Consider the following 19,266-nt stretch of genomic DNA (forward strand, 5'->3'; position numbering starts at 1 on the left):
CTTACTTCCGCGAACGGAGCGCGTCCACGCTCCAGGCGCCGCCGCCGGCAGCGGCAAAGAACAGGAAGACAAAGCAGAACAACACAGCCGACTCGCCGCCATTCAGCATGGGCGATGCCACAAAGCCTTTGGACGCATGGCCCATGAAATAAGCAAATGCCAGGAGGCCCGACAGCACAAAGGCCACGGGACGCGTGAAGAGGCCGATCAGCAACAGCGCACCGCCAAAGAGTTCCAGGATGCCGGCAAAGCCAATCAGCGACATCACCTGCAGCCCGTCGAAATAGGCCACGTGGGGAAAGCCCAGCAGCTTGGCTGTGCCGTGCTGAATCAGCAAATAAGCGGAAACAATGCGAAGCACCGACAGTGCGCGTGAAGTCAGCTGGTCGTTCTGGGCAAAAGCCATGGGATTCCCTCCGTTAAAAGGGAGTCTGAGAGGCCTGCCGTGAAAAAGTTCAGCGCGGTTGCGCAAGTTTCTGACGCGGCCTGGCCGAAGCTAGTGAAGGGCTTGCGGCCGGCGCCGCGCTTTTCTCGGCCAGCAGCTGCACCAGGTGCTGGCGTATCACCGAGGTGATGTGCTCGCGTTGGCCCTGCTCCAGCATGCCGATCAGCCGCGTCGGGGGCCGGCCCGGCAGCGGCAGCACGCGCAGCAGCGCGTCATTGGCCCAGTCGGCGTTCTTGACGTGCGGCACGATGGTGATGCCCACGTTCTGGCGCACCAGCTCGATGATGGCCGACAGCGAGCTGAGCTCCAGGAAGTCCTGCGGTGCCAGGCCCAGCTTGCGCAGGGTCTGCTCTATGCGTATGCCGCTGGGCGTGCGCCTGTCGAAGCGCAGGAAGGGCTGCTCACGCAGCAGTTTTTTGAAATCGCTGCCCGGCGGCGCGACCTGTGAGCTCGCCACCACCGTCAGCGGCTCGGTGTACAGCGGCGTCCAGCGCATGCCCCTGCGCTCCTGCGGCGAGTCGTCGACGAAGATGGCCGCATCGAGTTCACCGCTTTGCACACTGCGCGCCAGGCCGCTGGACTCCTGCATGACCAGCCGCACATTCAGGCGCGGGTACAGCGGCTTCATGCGGACCACCGTGTTGGACAGCAGCCCCATGGCCGTGACGATGGAGCCCACCGTCACCGTGCCGGCGATCTCACCCTCGCCTTCCAGGCCCTCGCGCATCTGGTCGTAGTAGCCGATGATTTTTTCGGCATGGGCGATCAGCGCGCGGCCGGCGTCCGACAGCACGACGCCGCGCCCGGAGCGCTCGAACAGCACCGCTTTGAGTTCGGTCTCCAGCGCGCGCATCTGCAGCCCGACCGCGGCCTGCGTGAGCGCGACGCGGTCGGACGCCGCGGCGAAAGAACCGCCTTGCGCCACGGCGAGAAAGGTCCTCAAAAAGCGGATGGTGCTCACGCGCGACTCGCTTCAATACAAAAGAATAACTTTATCATCTCACAACATAATATAGATATATTTTTTAAACTGGATGGAGAACAATCCGCCTTAACAGGGTTGTGTGACGGACTCATGCCCTCCTCCATCACGGCGCATCACCCTTGGCCAGCAGGCCGCTTTAAATCTCTTTTTGTGGGTGGTGATTTATGTCTGAAGTGCTCTCCTCGAATGCCGCAGCGGCGTCAAGCCCGTCTTTCGGCGACAAGCGTGCCGCCGCGATCTACGACCTGGGCCACAGCACGATTTTTGCGTCGCGTACCGACCCGCGCTTTTCCTACTGCACCTATGTTCCGCCGCACCTGGGCAATTCGAAGCAGCCCATGCAGCTGGTGGTCGTGGTGCACGGCACGGGCCGCGCTTTCACCGAATACCGCGACGCCTTCGCCGCCTTCGCCAAGTGGAACGACTGCATCGTGCTGTGCCCGCTGTTCCCGGCCGGCCCGCAGGGCGACGGCAACCGCGACGGCTTCAAGCACCTGCGTGAAGCCGACATCCGCTACGACCAGATCCTGCTGAGCATGGTCCACGAGGTGGCTGTCAAGTTCGGCTGCGATTTTTCCAAATTCGCGCTCTTTGGCTATTCCGGCGGCGGCCAGTTCGTCAACCGCTTCGGCCTGCTGCATCCCGAACGCCTCTGGGCCCTGTCCATAGGCGCGCCGGGCTCGGTCACGCTGCTGGACTTCCAGCAGGACTGGTGGGTGGGCGTGCGCGATTTCGAAAAGCGTTTCGGCAAGCCCCTGAACCTGCCCGCGCTCAGGGCGCTGCCGGTGCACATGGTGGTCGGCAAGGCCGACATGGAAACCTGGGAGATCACCCACCGCGAAGGCGGCAAGTTCTACATGGCCGGCGCCAACGACGCCGGGCGCACGCGGCCCGAGCGGCTGGAAACCCTGCGCCAGTCCTTTGCGCAGGCCGGCGTCAGCGTCACCCTGGACCTGGTCGACAACGTCCCCCACAACGGCCTGGCCTGCGTCGACACGGTGCAGGACTTCCTCGCGGGCGTACTGGCCGACATGCGCACAGCCTGATGCCCTCCACACCCCAGCCCTGAAAGCCCGACCATGCTACGTTTCGCGCTGGCCCGCCTCATGATGGCGATACCGACCCTGCTGATCGTGGCGGTCGCGGTGTTTGTGCTGATACGGCTGATCCCCGGCGACCCGGCCCAGCTGCTGCTCGGCGACCTCGCCGACCCGGTGCGCCTGGCCGACCTGCGCGCCCAGCTCGGCCTCGACAAAAGCTGGCCGGTGCAGTTCGGCATCTGGGGCCGCCACGTGCTGGGCGGCGACCTCGGCGTTTCCATCAACACCGGCGAACCCGTGCTGCAGCTGGTGCTGAGCCGCTTCCTGGTCAGCGCGCAAATCGTGCTGGTCGCGGTGCTTTTCGCCACCCTGGTCGCGGTGCCGGCCGGCATGATCGCGGCCTGGAAACAAAACCGCCTGCCCGACCTGATGCTGGTCGGCACAGCCACCCTGCTGGTGTCGATTCCCACCTTCTGGCTGGGCCTGTTGCTGCTGCTGTTCTTCGGCCTGAAGCTTGAATGGCTGCCGGTGGTCGGTTATGTCTCCATCATGAGCGACTGGAAATCCGGCCTGCTGTATCTGCTGATGCCCATCCTCACGCTGTTCCTGCATGAGATCGGCGTGCTGATCCGCATGGCCAGGGCCAGCACGCTGGAAGTGCTGCGGCTGGACTACATCACGCATGCGCGCGCCAAGGGCCTGTCGGAGCGCGCGGTGTTGGTGCACCATGCGTTCCGCAACTCCTTCGGCCCGACCTGGACGCTGATCGGCCTGGTGCTGGGCAACCTGCTGGGCGGGGTGGCCGTGGTCGAGACCGTGTTCACGATTCCCGGCCTGGGCCGCCTGCTGGTTGACGCCATCTTCGCGCGCGACTACCCCGTCATCCAGGGCTGCCTGCTGCTGGTCGCCGTGATTTACGTCGTCACCAACCTGGTGATCGATCTCTGCTATCCGATCTTCGACCCCAGGGTGCTCGCGGAATGAAAAAGTTTCTCACCCCGCAGGCCCTGATAGGCCTCTTCATCGTGGGCCTGATCCTCGCGGCCGCCGTGCTGGCCTTCTTCTGGACGCCGCACGAGCCGCTCAAGATCAACTTCCTGGCGCGCCTGAAGCCGCCCAGCGCCACTTACTGGCTGGGCACCGACGAGTTCGGCCGTGACGAGCTTTCGCGCCTGATGGCCGGCGCCTCCAACAGCGTGTGGATCAGTTTCCTGACGGTGCTGCTCTCCATCACCGCAGGTACGGCGATCGGCGTGCTGACCGGCTTTGTGCGCGGCTGGACCGACCGCATCATCATGGCCTTCATCAACGCCCTGCTGGCCTTCCCCGGCCTGTTGCTGGCGCTGGCGCTGCTGGCCGTCTTCGGCGCCAACAAGTACGGCATCATCCTGGCGCTGGGCCTGGCCTACACGCCCTCCGTCACCCGCATCGTGCGCGGCACGGTGATGTCGCTGCGCGAAAAGGAGTTCATCGAATCTTCACGCGTGCTGGGCAACTCCGAGCTCTACACCATGTTCCGCCACGTGCTGCCCAATTGCGTGGCACCGCTCACGGTGCTGGCCACCTCGATGTTCGGCTGGGTCATCCTGGCGGAAAGCTCGCTGTCCTTCCTCGGCCTGGGCGTGCCGCCGCCGGCGCCGACCTGGGGCAATATGCTGGCCGCGGCCCGGCCCTTCATGGCGCAGGCGACTTATCTTTCCATCTTCCCGGGCCTGTGCATCGCGCTCACGCTGCTGGGCATCAACTTCCTGGGCGACGCGGTGCGCGACCTGCTCGATCCGCGCATGAGGGGCATCGAATGACAAACCTGGTGGATGTCTCCGGCCTGAGCCTTTCCATCGGCAAGGGCGGCCGTGAAATCGTACGCAATGTGTCCTTCACCGTCGCACCCGGCGAAATCGTCGGCATCGTCGGCGAATCCGGCAGCGGCAAGACCCAGGCGGCGCGCGCCATCATGGGCCTCACGCCGCCGCCGCTGGTGCGCAGCGCGGGCCGCATCCTGTTTGAAGGCGAAGACATGGCGGCGGCCGGCGACGCGCGTCTGCGCAAGCTGCGCGGCGCGCGCATAGGCATGGTGTTCCAGGAGCCCATGACTTCGCTCAACCCGTCGATGACCATAGGCAGGCAGCTCGACGAAGGCCTGGCCCTGCACCGGCCCGAACTCTCGCCGGCCGCGCGCCGCGACAAGGCCTTGGCCATGCTCACGCGCGTTGGCATCACCGACCCGCAGGCCGCGCTGGCCGCCTGGCCGCATGAATTTTCGGGCGGCATGCGCCAGCGCATGATGCTGGCCTCGGTCATGCTGCTGGAGCCCGCACTGCTGATCGCCGACGAGCCGACCACGGCCCTGGATGCGCTGGTGCAGCGCGACGTGCTGGAGCTCATGGTCGGCCTCACGCGCGAACACAACACCGCCGTGCTGCTGATCAGCCACGACCTGCCCATGGTCGCGCGCTACACCCAGCGCATGATCGTCATGCAGCAGGGCGAGGTCGTCGAAGCCGGCGACACCGCCGCCCTGCTGGCCGGCCCCAAGCAGGACTACACGCGCAAGCTGCTGGAGGCCATCCCGCGCCGGCAGGCCGCGCGCACGATTGCCGACGAGCAGCCCGTCATCGAAGTGCGCAAGCTGGTTTTCGACTACCCCGGCAAGCGCCGCCTCTTTGCCAAGTCCACCGCCAAGCGCGTGCTGCACGGCATAGACCTGGTGGTGCGGCCGCGCGAAATCGTCGCGGTGGTGGGTGGCTCGGGCTCGGGTAAGACCACGCTGGGCCGCGCGATTGCCGGGCTGATCAAGCCCACCGAAGGCGACATCCGCTTTCGCGGCCGTTCGATTGCGCGCAGCGATGCGGGCTGGCTCGATTACCGGCTCAATTGCCAGATGGTGTTCCAGGACCCGTATTCCTCGCTGAACCCGCGCATGAGCATTGGACAGCTGGTCGGCGAAGGCCTGCGGCTGGTGCTCGGTCTTTCATCCACTGAGCGGCAGTCGCGCGTGGCGAAGATGCTGGACGAAGTCGGGCTGCAGCCGCAGCACGCGCAGCGTTATGCGCATGAACTCTCGGGTGGGCAGCGCCAGCGCGTGGCGATTGCCCGCGCGCTGATACGTGAACCGGCCTTTGTGATCGCCGACGAGCCGGTGTCGGCGCTCGACGTGACCGTGCGCGCCCAGGTGCTGGCGCTGCTGGCCGAGCTGCAGGAGCGCCACGGCTTTGCCTGCCTCTTTATCAGCCACGACCTCGGTGTGGTCGAGCAGGTGGCGGATCGCGTGATCGTGATGCAGGCCGGCCAGATCATCGAACAAGGCAGCCGCGACGAGGTTTTCGATAACCCGCAGCACGCCTACACCCGCAAGCTGCTGTCGGCGATTCCCGCGCTGACGCCCACCGGCCAGGGCGGCATGCAGCTCAAGTGGCGTTTTGACGAACCCGATGCGCCGGCAGGCGCCATCAACCCCATACATCCGCTTCCAGCCTGATTTTTAAGGAGCCTCCCATGCTTTCCCTGCGATTGAAATTCCTGAGTGCCGCCGTGCTGGCGGCCTGTTCCGCGGCGCAGGCCCAGACGGCGCAAATCGTGGTTGCGCAGCCGGCCGACATCCGCTCGACCAATCCCGGCGTGAACCGCGACAACACCACTGACGGCGTGGTGCTCAATATCGTCGAAGGCCTGGTCGCGTACCACGAGAACGGCACGGTCGGCCCGCTGCTGGCGCGCTCCATCGTCACCAGCCCCGACGGCCTGACCTACATCTTCAAACTGCGCACCAACGTGAAATTCCACAACGGCGAGCCCATGACCTCGGCCGACGTGCTGTGGAGCTGGAAGCGCTACACCGATCCCAAGACCGACTGGCGCTGCCTCAGCGAATTTGACGGCCGCTCCGGCGTCAAAGTCACTTCCGTCACCGCGCCCGATGCGCAGACGGTGGTCATGCAGCTGGACAAACCCTCGGCCGTCTTCCTCGACAACCTGGCGCGCACCGACTGCGGCATGACGGCCATCCTGAACAAAAAATCCGTCAAGGAAGACGGCAGCTGGGACAAGCCGATAGGCACCGGCCCTTTCAAGTTCGAGGAATGGAAGCGCGGCGAGTACGTGACCCTGAGCGCCTTCGCCGACTACCAGTCGCCCCCCGGAACCAAGCCCGACGGCTATCTCGGCCTCAAGAAGCCGCTGGTCCAGCAGGTCAAGTTCCTGACCGTGCCCGACATGTCGACCTCCAAGGCCGGCCTGCAGTCCGGTGCCATCGATGCCGGCCAGATCACCTCTTCCGACGTGCAGGAACTCAAGGCGAACAAAAACCTCAACGTGGTCGCCGCCGTCGATGCCGGCAAGAACACGCTGCTGATGCAGACCAACGACCCGCTGCTCAAGGACGAGCGCATCCGCCAGGCCATCGCTTTGTCGCTGGACATGAACCAGCTCGTCGCGGCCGCGTCCGAAGGCCTGGCCCGCGTCAACAACTCGGCCATCCAGGACACTTCGGCCTTCTACACTGCCGCGCAAAAAAAGGGCTACCGCCACGACCCGGCCAAGGCCAAACAGCTGCTGAAGGAAGCCGGCTACAAGGGACAGCCCATCGTGATCCAGGCCAACAAGCGCGCCCATGTGCCGAGCTTCTCGGTTGCGGTGATGAGCCAGGCCATGATGCAGGCCGTGGGCATCAACGCGCAGATCGAGGTGCTGGAATGGGCGACGCAGCTGGACCGCTACAACAGCGGCAACTACCAGCTGAGCTCCTTCACCTATTCCTCGCGCCTGGACCCGGCCCTGAGCTATGAGCAGTTCTCGGGCCCCAAGGCCAAGCAGCCGCGCAAGGTCTGGGACGACCCGGCCGCGCAAAAGCTGATCGACCAGAGCTTCACCGAAGCCGACCCGAAGAAGCGCCAGGCCCTGTTCGACCAGTTGCACGCGATGATGATCGCCAGGACGCCGCTGGTCATCCTCTACAACGTGACCGATTCCTGGGCCGTGCGCAAGCGCGTGGCCGGCTTCACGGTGTGGGAAGGCAAACCGCTGCTCTGGAATACGAAGCTGGCCGCCAAGTAAGCGTTCGGCGTTTCCCTTTTCTCAATGGCCTTGATGCGCGCGCAGCGCACAAGGCAGGGACAGGTACGCCTTGCGGCGGCCGTCATTTAACTTCCCGGCACTTTTTACGGCAGCACAGAACATGGCAAACATCGAGCAATTCCCCTTTATTTCGGTTTCCGGCAGCCCGCATGAGCGCGGCCTGCAGTACGGCCGCCAGGCCGCAGGCCGGGTGCGCGGCAGCGCGCGCCTGTATGGCCAGACGCTGGTCAACCTGGGCTACAGCGAGCAAGCGCGCGCGCGGCTGATCGACTTCTTCGCCAAGGAAATCGGCGACTTCGCCCCCCACTACATCGACGAGATGCGCGGCATCGCCGAGGGTGCGGGCGTCGACTTCCAGGACATCGTGATGATCAACGCCCGCACCGAGGTTCTGGCCAAGGCGCGCGCCGAAAAAGTCAAACAAGCCGACGCGGAACCGGGCGACGGCTGCACGGGCGCCCTGATCCTGCCCGAGCGGTCCGCCAACGGAAACCTGCTGCACGGGCAGAACTGGGACTGGCGCGCCGAGTGTGTCGAGACCTCCGTTGTGCTGCGCGTGCGCAATGACAACGGCCCCGATTTTTTGACCTTTGTCGAGGCCGGCGGGCTGGCCCGCAGCGGCTTCAACAGCGCGGGTGTGTCCATCACCGCCAATTACCTTGAATCGGACCGCGACTTCAAACAGCTGGGCGTGCCGCTGTCGCTGATACGCCGCAAGGTGCTGGAGCAGGAGATTTTTTCACTGGCCATGAAAGCCGTCGCGGCCACGCCCAAGTCCTGCTCCAACAACATCATGCTGGGCATGGCCCAGGGTTTCGGCATCGACTTCGAATGCACGACGAATGAATCGTTTCCGATTTACCCCGGCGCCGACAACCTCATCGTGCATGCCAACCACTGGATGAGCCCGGTCGCGCTCAGCAAACTCGTGGACCTGGGCATTTCCCAGTCGCCCGACAGCCATTACCGCGACTGGCGCGTGCGCAAGCTGCTGAACACCCACGACAAACTCAGCCGCCAGGATTTGAAGAACGCTTTTTTCGACGACTTCGGCCTGCCCTATTCCGTCTGCCGCCCGCCGCGCCTGGGCAGCCACGACAACCTCTCGGCCACCGTGGCCATGGTCATCATGGAGCCGGCCGCCGGCGAGATGGAAGTCGCGCCCCTGCCGGCGCTGAACCGCGTGTTCACCTGCTACAGCCTGACGCAGGAACCGCGCCTCTCCGCTGCCTGACGCTGATTAAAGTACCGTAGCCAGGCCGTCCAGGTCCAGCGAGGGAACGAACTTGGGGTTGACGTAGCGCTTGCGGATGTCGGCCTCGGAGAACTCCACCATGTCCGAACTCTTGGCGCTTTCACCTCCGCCGGCGATCCAGGCGCTTTCCCAAATATGCGCCAGGTTACGTATGCCCAGGGCCATGACCTTGGCGGTGTTGCCGCCGAACTGCTCCCACAGGCCGTCTATCACCGAGCGCGAGGCGCCCTCGCCGAGTTCGACGTAAGCGTCGCAGATCTCCGCAGGCGCGATCAGCCTGGCGACGTCGTCCATGAGCTTGACGGTGGCGATCGCGGCCTTGCGGCCTTCGTCGATCTTCGCCAGCTTGACGGCCGGTTTACCCAGCACCTTGTCGATGGCTTCGAACAATTCTTCCGCCTTGGCGTCAATCATCTTGGTCTCATAGACCGAATGCACGCCCTTGGCGGGCCATTCCTTTTTGGGCTTGCCGGTGCTGGTGACTCCTTCCGTCACCTGGTCCTGGTAGCCATCGGCCAGGAAGGAGCCGTGCAGCGGCTGGCAGGCGTCGCCCACATAGTGCGCCAGCAGCCCCGCCGCGGCCACATAACTCGCGTAGTCCTTTTTTTCGACGTAAGCGACCATGGCGTCATAGAACTGCCAGACGCGGAAGGGGAGGCAACCGCGCGACTTGGAGGCGGTAGAGCCCACGCTGTCGTAAAAGCCCTGCCAGTATTCCACCGTCACCCTGTCACTGTTTTGCATGCACAGCTCGCGCAGCGTGGGCCCGTCATCAGGGCCGGGCACGTCGATGTCGGCGTAGTGCGTCGGGTGTTCCGGCCCGCTGTTGAAGCCGGTGTCGCGCCCGCCCTTGACCTTGCCGGGCTGCTTTTTCCAGATCACGTCGGGCACGTCCGCCAGGGCGATAAAACCCGTCGTGTCTTTCAGCGCCTCGTTGATCTTGCCGGGCGCGATGTCGGCGCGGTCAAAGCTGACGCGCAGCGCGTTGGCCGCAAGCAGCTTGGCGAGCTTTTTGTCCTTGACCTGGCCGACCGCGACATTGCCTATGCTGTAGTGGCCGGTCGCTCCCCAGTAAGGCTGGGCCGCCGTGTTGTGGGCCGACACCAGTTCCACGTCCAGCAGCTTGCAGACATTGCTGAGGTTGGTCGCCAGCGCGAAGTTGTAGGCGCCGCCGTCGACGCTGAAGGTCTGTGCGCCCCATTCCACGGCCAGCGGGCGGTAAGTGGGCTTGCCGTTTTCCGCCTCGCCGTCTTTGCCCGCCTCGACTTTGAGGTGCCAGACCGTCCCCGAATCGCCCGGCTGTGTCTGGTGATTGGCATCCTGCGGCGCGATCAGCAGGTCGGCCACATAGTCATAGCCGCCGACGGATTTGTAACGGTAAAACAGCGCCTTGATGCGCCCCTCCAGGTGGCCCGAGGCTGCGCCGAAGGCGGACACCGGGTGGTCTATCAGTTGCAAACCCAGGTTCTGCTCGTTGAGGTCCGCGAGAGCACCCACCTCGCCGAGGCCGTAGACGCTGCTGGTCCAGTCCCTGGCGTCGTCGACCTCGACCAGGCCGACGTCCAGGTTCAGGTAGGTCTGCTTGCCGGCAAACGACGGATAGACCTCGGTGAAGGGCAAACGCGTCAGCTGGCGTTCGGAGGCATGGCCGACCTCGACTTCCTCGCCGCGCAGGCGCGCATGAACGGGTTCGCCTGGCTCGCCGCAGACATGGCGGTTGGTCAGCGCAAAAATCGTGTGGCCGTCGCTGACCAGGCAGCCGGCGCTGGCCGTGCGCAGCAGGCCCTGGTTGCGGATCAACAGCGGAAAGCCCCCGCCTATGGCCGCTTCCGGCCAGATCCACGAGGGCAGTTGCTTGCGTCCCGGCGCCTGCGGCTCGACCTTGACGACGCAGACCGGAACGACACGGCCATCGGGCAGATACAGGATCTTGGGCACCATGTCCTGCGGATGCAGCTTGCTGCTGGCGAAGGCTTTCTCTTCTACCCACTCATCGACCATCACCAGGATGCAGGGCCAGGAATAGGGGCGTACCTCGGAGTTGGCGAAGGTACGCTCCACTTTTTTCTTCGCCGTGGATTTTTTGAGCGGGTTCTTCGCGTCCGGCCAGGGATCGCTGTGCCGTATCAGGTACAAGCCCACCGCCGTGCCCACGACGTTGCGCTTGTTGAGCATGTGCACATGGAACTGGTTGCGCGCGTCCAGCAGGTCGCGCACGGAAAGGCTGGCGTAGTTGTTCTGGCTGCTCAGGATGTCCATGGAATGTCCTCCGTGTGGTGAAGCTTCCCAGGCAGCTCCCCCGTTTGTGCGCGCGAATGCGCGGGTGCGTCAGGCCTGCAGGCATTGTGCGCAGCCAAATCGGCCTGATCAATCCTCCAATAGGAGGAGGAAACCAGCTTCGCCCGGTTTTATGACGTGGATGTGTCCGCGGCGGGCTGCCTCGGTGGCACGCGCTGGATTGGCGCGATGCAGGCAACACAGCAAGCGATGCAAAAAAAGCATGAGCAAACAATGTCTTTCTGGCGACATTGCGAGATCATCAAAGCTACAGAAAACCAGGGCTGTACGCGCGACATTCAGGGCACGACCCGCAGCGCCGCAAGCCCCTTGCCCAGTCTCCAGACCATGTGGACCCGGGCATTGGCGCGATCCACGTGGAGTTCGATACACAAGCAGGCGGAAGTCAAAACCCGTCGCCGCAAGACAGCCGCGACGCCGGGGAAAACATCATGGGGTGAATAACATGGAAGCCATCAACGCAGGAAACGGATTGTCGATTTATCTGCCGCTCGCGCTGTACGCGGTCATCGCCATCGTCGGCTGGCGGCTCATGAAGAGGCAGTGCAAATCCGAAGCCGGGCAAGCCACCTACTGGCAGGCTTGCTACATCAAGCTGAACAGCCTCGCCAGGTCGCACCGCCTGCGCGCGGCCGAGTTTGAAATCCAGGCGGAAAAATTCCGCCTGCGCTGGCAGCAGGAACAGCGAACCCTGCACAAAAGAAGGTTCGACGAGATGTTTTTCAGAAAATAAGCCAGCGTCCGCGGCAGCACCGGGCATCCCTGGCCGCCGCGGGATGCGTCAAAAGCGGCGAAATAACTTCCTGGCCAGATAGCCCAGGGTAACAATGCCCACCAGCCCTCCCCACTTGGCGTACCGGGTCACCCACCACGGAAAATCCTGTGCGAGCCCCCCCGATTGCGCCATGCTGTGGGCCACCCGGTAGTCCATGGCCGGCCACCAGCATACCCAGATCAGCCCCATCAGGATGGGCCAGGTGTTTTCCGGCCGCAGCCTTGGGAAATCGCCTTTCACCGCCATGGAAAGACGGCCGAGCACGATCAGCACGGCTATCCAGGAGAACACCGACCCCGCTACTTCCCGGCTCAGCCCGAAATAGCCGGAGAACTTGCAGGCCACGAAGACCGCGAATGCGGCGCCAATGACAAAAAGAATCCAGTTGTCTTCACCATCGATTTTGTTCATGGAGACTCTCCTTCAGTTTTCAGATCAAAGCCAGCCGGCACTTTCAAGCTGCCGCGCTCAAATGGGCGCCCAAGGCCCGCACCACCGGGGCCCATTCGCCCGGGGTCTCCTGGTTGAATATCTTCAGGCTCGGGTACCAGGGGCTGTCCTCGCGCGGCGCCATCCAGCGCCAGCAGGCGTCAAAGCGCGAGAGCATCCAGGTCGGGCGGCCCAGGCTGGCCGCCAGGTGCACGCAGGCCGTGTCCACGCTCACCACGCCGTCAAGGCAACTCATCAGACCCGCCGTGTCGCCAAAATCCGCCAGGTGGTGGCTCCAGTCGACCATGGAGCCCTGCCAGGCCGAGGTGGCGATTTCGGCCGCCGGCGGACCCAGCTGCAGGCTGTGCCACTGCACACCGCGCACCGAGAGCAAAGGCTCCAGGTCGGCCAGGCATATGTTGCGGCGTTGCGCCATGGCCTGCGCGTTGGAGCCGCTCCAGACCAGGCCCAGCTGCCGCACCGCGCGGCCCCGTGTCACGCCCTTGACGGAACGCGGCATGGGTGCATGACAAAAGCGGGTCATGCGTTCATGCCAGAGCGCGATGCTCTCCGGGCTGGCCGACACCGGCCTTGACGCGCGAGCCAAGTGTGGTGAAGCGGATGTTGCGCACGGTGGCATGGGCGGGCGCGCGGATTTCGGTGCGCTCAAAGGTGGTGGCGCGATCGGCAAGCACCTGCTCTTGCGTGGCGAGGTCCTCTTCGGCCTTGGTCATCTCGGCCTGGGCATCCTGGAAGTATTTGTTGCGCCGGTTGGTGATCTGGCCTTCGAGTTCGGCGACCTGCTTTTGCAGGCGGATGATTTCAACGCGAGAGATGTCGCCGCTCTTGAGCAGGGGCTCACTGATGGAAAGCTCGTCGCGTGTGGATGCCAGCATGGACTGCAGGGCGGCGGCTTCCTGGTTGACGGCGCGCTGGCGGCGCTGGAAGAGTTCGGTCTGGTTGCTGACAAAAGCCGGGAATGCCTGCACCTCGGGTGGGAACACCAGCGACCGGCCCAGGACTTCGGCATGCAGGCGCACCAGCGCGGCCTTGAGGGCGGCGACCTTGGCGCGGCTGTCGCTGAGTGAGGCCTGCCCCTGCTCGCGCTCGAGCATGACAAGAACGTCGCCCTTCTTGACGTGGCTGCCTTCGCGCACCAGGAATTTTTCGATGACGCCGTCGTTGGCGGCCTGCACCAGCTGGGTGCGTGAGCTGGCGATCACCTGGCCGGTGCTGCGCGCGATTTGCTCGACATCGAACCACAAGCTCCACGCCAAAAAACACCCGATGATGAGGATAAGCAGGGCAATGAGGCGCTGTGCCGAGCGCAGGGCCGGTGGCGTGGGGTAGGCGGATTTCATGCAACGGCCTCCAGTGGCGCACCGGGACGGCCGCCGGGCGCGGGCGTGGGGCGGGATCGGGCGGCAAGCTGCTGCAGCACCAGCGCCTTGGGGCCGTCCAGGACGACGCCGGTGGGCGAGAGAATGACCAGACGTTCCACCAGCTGAAGCAGCGCAGGTTTGTGGGTCACGAGGATGAGCGTCTGGTCGACCTGCACGCTGGCGCGCAATGCGGCGATGGTGCGCGCTTCGAGGGTTTCGTCCATGGACGCCGTGGGCTCGTCGAGCAACCACACATCGGATGCGGCCAGCACCATGCGCGTGAGAGCGATTAACTGCTTTTGCCCGCCCGATACGCCGGTTCCGCCTTCGGCGATGGGCATGTCGAAACCTTTGGGGTGCGCGGCAATCACCTGCCGCAGCCCCGTGAGTTCGCAGGCGGCAAGCAGGTGCTGCTCGGTTTTTCCGAGAACGCCGGTGGTGAGGTTGTCGCGCAGGGTGCCGGCGAAGAGGCGCACGTCTTGCGGGAGGTAACCCAGCCGGTCGCTAAGGTGAGGTCGGGAGATGTGCTGCAGGTCGATGCCGTCGAGGGAGACGCGGCCCTTGGAGGGCATGTACATGCCGGACAGCAGCTTGAGCAACGTGCTTTTTCCGCTGCCGACGGGGCCGAGCAGGCCGACTTTCTCGCCGGGTTTGATGAGCAGGTTCTCCAGCTGCAGCACGGTGGCATGGCCGCGGTAGCCGAATTCGAGATTCTGCACGGTGACTTCACCGCGCAGGCGGTCTATGGCCAGGGGGCGCTCAACGGCGTGGTTGTCTTGCTCCAGGGTGAAGATGTGCGAGAGGCTGCGCATGGCTGACTTGGCGTTGGCCCACTGGACCATGAGGCCGGGCAACATGCCCGCCGGTGTGAGCACGCGGCCTGAAATGATGGAGCAGGCGATGATGCCGCCGGAGGTGAGAGAAGTTGACGTGGAAGCGACATAAGCGCCGGTGGCGACCAGCAGCACGTAGCTGATCTGCTGCAGGAAGCCGGCGTAGTAGGTGGCCGAGTCGCCCAAGTGGCGCAAGCGCATGTCTTCGTCAATATTGATGCGGGTCAAGCCGTTCCAGCGGGCCAGAAACTGCCAGCCCGCGCCGCTGGCCTTGATGGATTCCGCGCCTTCGACCGCCTCGACCAGCAAGCCCAGCTTGCGGTTGGACGCAGCCTGGCCTGAGAGAGCATGGCGCTCCATGCCGCTGCGAAAAAGAAAGCCGACGGTCAACGCCACGATGAAGAACACCACTGGCACCGCGGCGACCAGGGGACCGCCCAGCAGGTAGATCACGGCCAGGAAAAGGATGGCAAAGGGCGTATCGACCAACAGGTACAGCGTGACCGAGGAAGCGAAGGAACGGATCATTTCGTAACTGCGCAGCTGGGCAGACAGGGTTCCAACGCTGGCGGGAAACTGATCCATGCGCACACGCAGCAAGCGCTCGAAGATGCTGTGTGAAAGGTTAAGGTCCATGGAGCGGACGGAATGCTCGGTGATGGTGGCGCGCGCAAATTTGGCGATCAGCTCCAGCAGGATGCCCACCGCGATACCGGCCGTCAGCGCATAAAGCGTGGACAGTCCTTGCGTGGGAATCACGCGGTCGTAGACCTGCATGCTGTACAGAGAGGTCAGCAGGCCGAAGAGGTTGATAAGGACGGAAGCGATGGCCGCGTGGATAAAGTAGCGCCGGTTGTCGCGCAGTGCGCCGCGAAACAGTTCGCCCGCCGTGCGGTAGAGGCCGTGGCCTGTGGCGTGGCTTGCCTGGATTTCGGTGTACAGCGCCCCTGGAGGAAGCACCGTGACGTGGCGGTTGCCGGAAGCGTCTTCGAGCAACCAGCCACCGGCAGGCGTGTGCTGGTGCAGGATGAAGACGCCGACGTCGGGGTGCACGGCGACGGCGGGCAGCCTGGCCGCCGCGCTGCCCTCGCCCCAGGGCTGCGAACGCGCACCCATGGATGCAAAGGCATAGTCAACGCAGCCCTTCAGGCCGTCGCGTGTGAGGCCGTGTTCCTGAGCGCCGGCCAGACGGCTTCCAAGTTCGACCATCATGTGCGATTGCAGGGGTCGCAAGTCCTTGACGATGTCGGGCAGGCGGCGGGCCAGCCAGAGCACGCTCTGCGCGGCGGACGATGGCGTATTGACCGGGGGCGGAGTGTTCACGGGAGCTCGCTTTCTGGGGACCACATCGGGATGCCGAGCAGCAGGCCCAGGCGGTAATAGGCGCCTACGCCGCCGGCCCGGGCTTCAGCTTCAGCCTGCTCGGCCTGCGCGATCTCGCGCACGGAATTGAGCAGGTCGATCCAGCTGCGGCGGCCGGTGACGAAGAGGCGGCGGTTGGAGGCGAGCACCTCGACGGCGCCTTCGCGGCTGCGTTGCAACTCGGGCAGGCGCCTCTGCGTGGATTCAAGGTCGCGCCATTCGGCCTCCACACGCTCGGTGACATCCCGCCGGCCGGCTTCAGCTGCGCGCTGGACCGCCGACAGGCGCTGCTCCGCGGCCTCGATCTGGGAGCCCAGCGACAGACCGGAGCCTGGGGCGTATTGCACAGACACAAAAACACGGTTGCCGGCCGCAGCGGAACCCAGGTATTCACCCACCTGGCGCTCAAGTCGCAAGGACACCGTTGGCCACATGGCGGAACGCGTGCGGTCTATCTCGATGGCGGCCAGGCGTGTGTCGATTTCAGCGAGACGCAGATGGGGGTTGTCTTGCACGGCGCGCTCAAGCAGGCGCGCAAGCATGGGTGAGCGGGGCGGTGCGGGCGGCAGCTCGAGCGAACCTGGCGCCAGGGGCCGCCCTACCGCGCTGCCCAGCTGCGCCAGGGCGGAGTTTTCGAGGGCACGGAAGGATTCGAGATCGGCCTGGGCCTGCGCAAGACGCGTCCGCACCATGTTGACGTCCGACGTGGCGGAGACTTCCGCCTGGCTGCGCCTCTCAATCATGCGCAGCAGGCCGTTCAGTGTTTCGACGTTGCGCTCCTGGGCGATGCGGCGACCGGCATTTAGCAGATAGGACTGGGCGATGCCTGCCACGCGTGTGGCCAGCGTGACCTGCGCATCTGAAATGGCTTCGCGGGCACGCAGTTCGCGCAGCTCGGAAAGCCGCAGGTCGGCGGTGAGCCTGCCGCCCGTCCACAAAGGCTGGGTGAGGCGAAAAGTGGTGGCGCTGCGCCCGGACAATGAATCCGTCTGCACGCCGGGGGCAGGCAGGAACTGCTGGCGCGCGGCTTCGATCATGCTTTGCGCGGACTGCTGATCAAAGCGCGCGCTGGCGATGCTGGGATGCGTCTCGACGGCCATCTGCAACAGCTGGCGCAAGCCCAGGCTTTCGTTGCTTGGCGAAGCGGGGACGGCTTGATCGACCTGGGCGTGCAGGACGCCGCAGGTGGCGCAAAGCGCCGTCATTGAAAGCTGGATACCTGCCGTGTCGGTGGCCCTGGATGCCGGTGAGACGGCTTCGTTCTGTGCATGCGCGGAAACGCAGAGAGCCAAAGGCAGCAGCGCAAGGGCGAGCAGTGCTTTCATGCGGGACACGCGGCGAGATGGACAGGTGAATTGGTCAGCGGCGTACATGGACGTTGCCGGCCACTGCCAGGCTGTTGCACTTCATGCTGGAGGCGCCATCTGCGAAATTGGCCATTCCCGTCAGGATTTTTTTCTCAGATATTTTTTTCACAATGACCGTCCCACTAAACGAAAACCTGAAATACAAACGCACTTCCCGAATAGACCCATCGCGCGCAAATCCTGGAAACATGTGTTGCATACAGCGACAAAATCCAGGGAAGCAAGCGAGAAAGTCAAAGCAGGTTTCAGCTTATCGATAGCGGTTACGAAGTTTTTCCGACATAGTCTTTCTACGGACAATCTTTGTTGATTACTTTGAAAATCGATCAACATCGAGGCGCCATGCATGGGTCGCTGCAAATGTGTGCCGGCCATCCGGAATCGGGACCGCACGCAGGCTTTGAATCAACCGTGGGTCATGGGAACGCCATGGGAACGTTCGTGCGAATCGGCGTTACGGTTTTGGAGGCAAGCCCTTAACCCTGCGTCTGGGCATCTCGGGCGTAGAGTTTCTTGATAGCGCAAGGTCGTAACCCGGCTCGCTGCAGACTTACTCGCGCATTTCTGCGCTTCTGCCGTTTGACCGCGCCTAGCGCTCGCGCAATCCCTCCTGCACGCCCTGCAACAAGGGGCTCAGGAAGAAGGAGATCACGCGGCGACGGCCGGTCTTGATTTCGGCATGGGCCACCATGCCGGAGCCTAGCGGAACCTCGGCCCCGTCCACCGTGATGCGGGTGCGCGAGAGCTGCACACGCACGGCATAGAGCAGGCCGCGCTTTTCGTCTGCGATGGCATCCCGCGAGACATCGGTGACCACGCCCGGAATGGCTCCGTAGAGGGTGAAGGGAAAGGTTTCGAGCTTGACGACGACCTCCTGGCCGGGGCGCACAAAACCGATGTCCTTGTTCTCCAGCATGGCCTCCACTTCGAGAGGGTGCTCCCGAGGAACAACGACCATCAGCTGCTGGGCAGGCGTAACGACGCCGCCCACGGTGTGCAAAGCAAGCTGCTGCACCGTGCCACTGATAGGCGCGAGCAGCCGGGTCAGGGTGCCGCGAGACTGGGCTTTGTTCAGTTCCTGCTCCAGTGTGGCGGTGCGCTGCTGGGCTTCTTTGAGACTGTCGAGCGTGGCACGGCGGACCTCGGCCTGAAATGCCTCGCGCTGGCGCCGGCTCTCAGTCACGGAGGCCTGCAGTTGCCGCACGCGCTCACGCTGGACCGACAGTTCGCCGGACTGGTCAAGGTAAGCTTGCCGGCGTTCGAGAAAATTGTGTCGCGAGACATAGCCGTCCCGAGCCAGGCCATCCAGGTCTTCTGAGCGTTTTCGCATCAAAGGAAGTGTGGCCTCGAGCTTGAGCACCTGCTCCCGGCTGGCGCGCAGCTCGGCCTCGCGGGTGGCGGTTTCCGACTCGCTGCGCGCCAGCTTTGTCGCGTATTCGCCGTACTGCCCCTCCAGCATGCGCACCGCCTCGCGCAGCCGATCAGCCGGCACCCCGGGCTGTGACGCCAGGAGGGGTGTCACGCCGCGGGTCATCGCATCGAGCAAGGCGCCGGCGCGCGCGGACTGCAACAACGCCGCCTCGAGTTCGGCTCGGGCACGCTCGATGTCGGCATCCTCGGTGGCGGCATCGAGTTCGACCAACAGGTCGCCGGCCTTCACGGCCTGACCGTCGCGCACATGAATGGCCTTGACCACGGCCGCGCTGAGCGGCTGTACCACCTTGGTGTAGCCGCTGGGAACGATCTTGCCGCTGGCGACCGCCACGATGTCGACTTTCCCGAACACGCTCCAGATCACGGAGAGAAAGGCGAAAGCGATCAGCAGCCACATGAAGACACGCGGCGCGGGGGGCGTGGGTGTTTCCTGCACCGCGAGCACGGCGGGCAGGAATTGTGCCTCGGCGGCGCTGTAGCCGCGGGCGTCCGACAGTTTGCGGTCTTTCCAGGCGAGGGCGAAAATGCTTCGGTAGCGGCCCAGCAGCTCGCTGATCGCTCCCAAATGCTGCTTAAGGATGTTCATAC

General features: G+C 64.3%; 17 protein-coding genes. 7 read left to right on the forward strand and 10 right to left on the reverse strand.

The window, feature by feature from the left end; translation table 11 throughout:
- Position 1 precedes the first annotated feature (1 nt).
- The gene (locus AC1D1F_RS05965; RefSeq protein ID WP_477678123.1) at positions 2–406 is read right to left on the reverse strand and encodes a DoxX family protein; all 405 of its coding nucleotides are present in this window, start codon (positions 404–406) and stop codon (positions 2–4) included.
- 49 nt (positions 407–455) lie between these two features.
- Positions 456–1,406, reverse strand: coding sequence for a LysR family transcriptional regulator (locus AC1D1F_RS05970; RefSeq protein WP_477697008.1), 951 nt, complete (start codon positions 1,404–1,406; stop codon positions 456–458).
- Between the two features lie 188 nt (positions 1,407–1,594).
- Between AC1D1F_RS05970 and AC1D1F_RS05975 the strand changes: the two genes are divergently transcribed.
- From AC1D1F_RS05975 to AC1D1F_RS06000, 6 genes are all read left to right on the forward strand, one after another.
- Positions 1,595–2,476, forward strand: coding sequence for an alpha/beta hydrolase (locus AC1D1F_RS05975; protein WP_477697007.1), 882 nt, complete (start codon positions 1,595–1,597; stop codon positions 2,474–2,476).
- A gap of 33 nt (positions 2,477–2,509) precedes the next feature.
- Positions 2,510–3,454: an ABC transporter permease gene (locus AC1D1F_RS05980; RefSeq protein WP_477676974.1), complete on the forward strand. Its 945-nt coding sequence runs from the start codon at positions 2,510–2,512 to the stop codon at positions 3,452–3,454.
- The gene (locus AC1D1F_RS05985) at positions 3,451–4,272 is read left to right on the forward strand and encodes an ABC transporter permease (RefSeq protein ID WP_477652357.1); all 822 of its coding nucleotides are present in this window, start codon (positions 3,451–3,453) and stop codon (positions 4,270–4,272) included. The genes AC1D1F_RS05980 and AC1D1F_RS05985 overlap by 4 nt, the downstream gene beginning before the upstream one ends.
- Entirely contained in the window at positions 4,269–5,948 is a 1,680-nt protein-coding gene (locus AC1D1F_RS05990) for an ABC transporter ATP-binding protein (RefSeq protein ID WP_477676976.1), read from the forward strand. Before AC1D1F_RS05985 ends, AC1D1F_RS05990 begins: the two co-directional genes overlap by 4 nt.
- A 17-nt stretch (positions 5,949–5,965) precedes the next feature.
- On the forward strand, positions 5,966–7,522 hold the full coding sequence (locus tag AC1D1F_RS05995) for an ABC transporter substrate-binding protein (RefSeq protein ID WP_477676977.1): 1,557 nt from the start codon (positions 5,966–5,968) through the stop codon (positions 7,520–7,522).
- Positions 7,523–7,643: 121 nt separating this feature from the next.
- Positions 7,644–8,777: a C45 family autoproteolytic acyltransferase/hydolase gene (locus tag AC1D1F_RS06000; protein WP_477676978.1), complete on the forward strand. Its 1,134-nt coding sequence runs from the start codon at positions 7,644–7,646 to the stop codon at positions 8,775–8,777.
- A gap of 6 nt (positions 8,778–8,783) precedes the next feature.
- Here the strand turns inward: AC1D1F_RS06000 and AC1D1F_RS06005 are convergent, their stop codons facing one another.
- Positions 8,784–11,057, reverse strand: a complete 2,274-nt coding sequence (locus AC1D1F_RS06005; protein WP_477676979.1) for a Nal1-like putative serine protease — start codon at positions 11,055–11,057, stop codon at positions 8,784–8,786.
- 484 nt (positions 11,058–11,541) lie between these two features.
- Here AC1D1F_RS06005 and AC1D1F_RS06010 point away from each other — a divergent pair, with 484 nt between their 5' ends.
- Positions 11,542–11,829, forward strand: coding sequence for a hypothetical protein (locus tag AC1D1F_RS06010; RefSeq protein ID WP_477676981.1), 288 nt, complete (start codon positions 11,542–11,544; stop codon positions 11,827–11,829).
- A gap of 48 nt (positions 11,830–11,877) precedes the next feature.
- Here the strand turns inward: AC1D1F_RS06010 and AC1D1F_RS06015 are convergent, their stop codons facing one another.
- The 7 genes from AC1D1F_RS06015 to AC1D1F_RS06045 form a co-directional block, all read right to left on the reverse strand.
- Positions 11,878–12,282 carry a hypothetical protein gene (locus tag AC1D1F_RS06015; protein ID WP_476952561.1) on the reverse strand — a complete coding sequence of 135 codons (405 nt, stop codon included), beginning with the start codon at positions 12,280–12,282 and terminating at the stop codon, positions 11,878–11,880.
- Between the two features lie 43 nt (positions 12,283–12,325).
- Positions 12,326–12,820: a glycosyltransferase family 9 protein gene (locus AC1D1F_RS06020; protein ID WP_477676982.1), complete on the reverse strand. Its 495-nt coding sequence runs from the start codon at positions 12,818–12,820 to the stop codon at positions 12,326–12,328.
- 28 nt (positions 12,821–12,848) lie between these two features.
- Entirely contained in the window at positions 12,849–13,661 is an 813-nt protein-coding gene (locus AC1D1F_RS06025) for a hypothetical protein (RefSeq protein ID WP_477697108.1), read from the reverse strand.
- Positions 13,658–15,838: an ATP-binding cassette domain-containing protein gene (locus tag AC1D1F_RS06030; protein ID WP_477697107.1), complete on the reverse strand. Its 2,181-nt coding sequence runs from the start codon at positions 15,836–15,838 to the stop codon at positions 13,658–13,660. The genes AC1D1F_RS06025 and AC1D1F_RS06030 overlap by 4 nt, the downstream gene beginning before the upstream one ends.
- Entirely contained in the window at positions 15,835–17,202 is a 1,368-nt protein-coding gene (locus AC1D1F_RS06035; RefSeq protein WP_477676733.1) for a TolC family protein, read from the reverse strand. The genes AC1D1F_RS06030 and AC1D1F_RS06035 overlap by 4 nt, the downstream gene beginning before the upstream one ends.
- Before the next feature lie 34 nt (positions 17,203–17,236).
- Positions 17,237–17,443, reverse strand: a complete 207-nt coding sequence (locus AC1D1F_RS06040; protein ID WP_477676734.1) for a hypothetical protein — start codon at positions 17,441–17,443, stop codon at positions 17,237–17,239.
- 390 nt (positions 17,444–17,833) lie between these two features.
- Positions 17,834–19,264 carry an HlyD family type I secretion periplasmic adaptor subunit gene (locus AC1D1F_RS06045; RefSeq protein WP_477676735.1) on the reverse strand — a complete coding sequence of 477 codons (1,431 nt, stop codon included), beginning with the start codon at positions 19,262–19,264 and terminating at the stop codon, positions 17,834–17,836.
- Positions 19,265–19,266 lie beyond the last annotated feature (2 nt).

The organism is Polaromonas sp. P1_H6, from assembly GCF_056405195.1.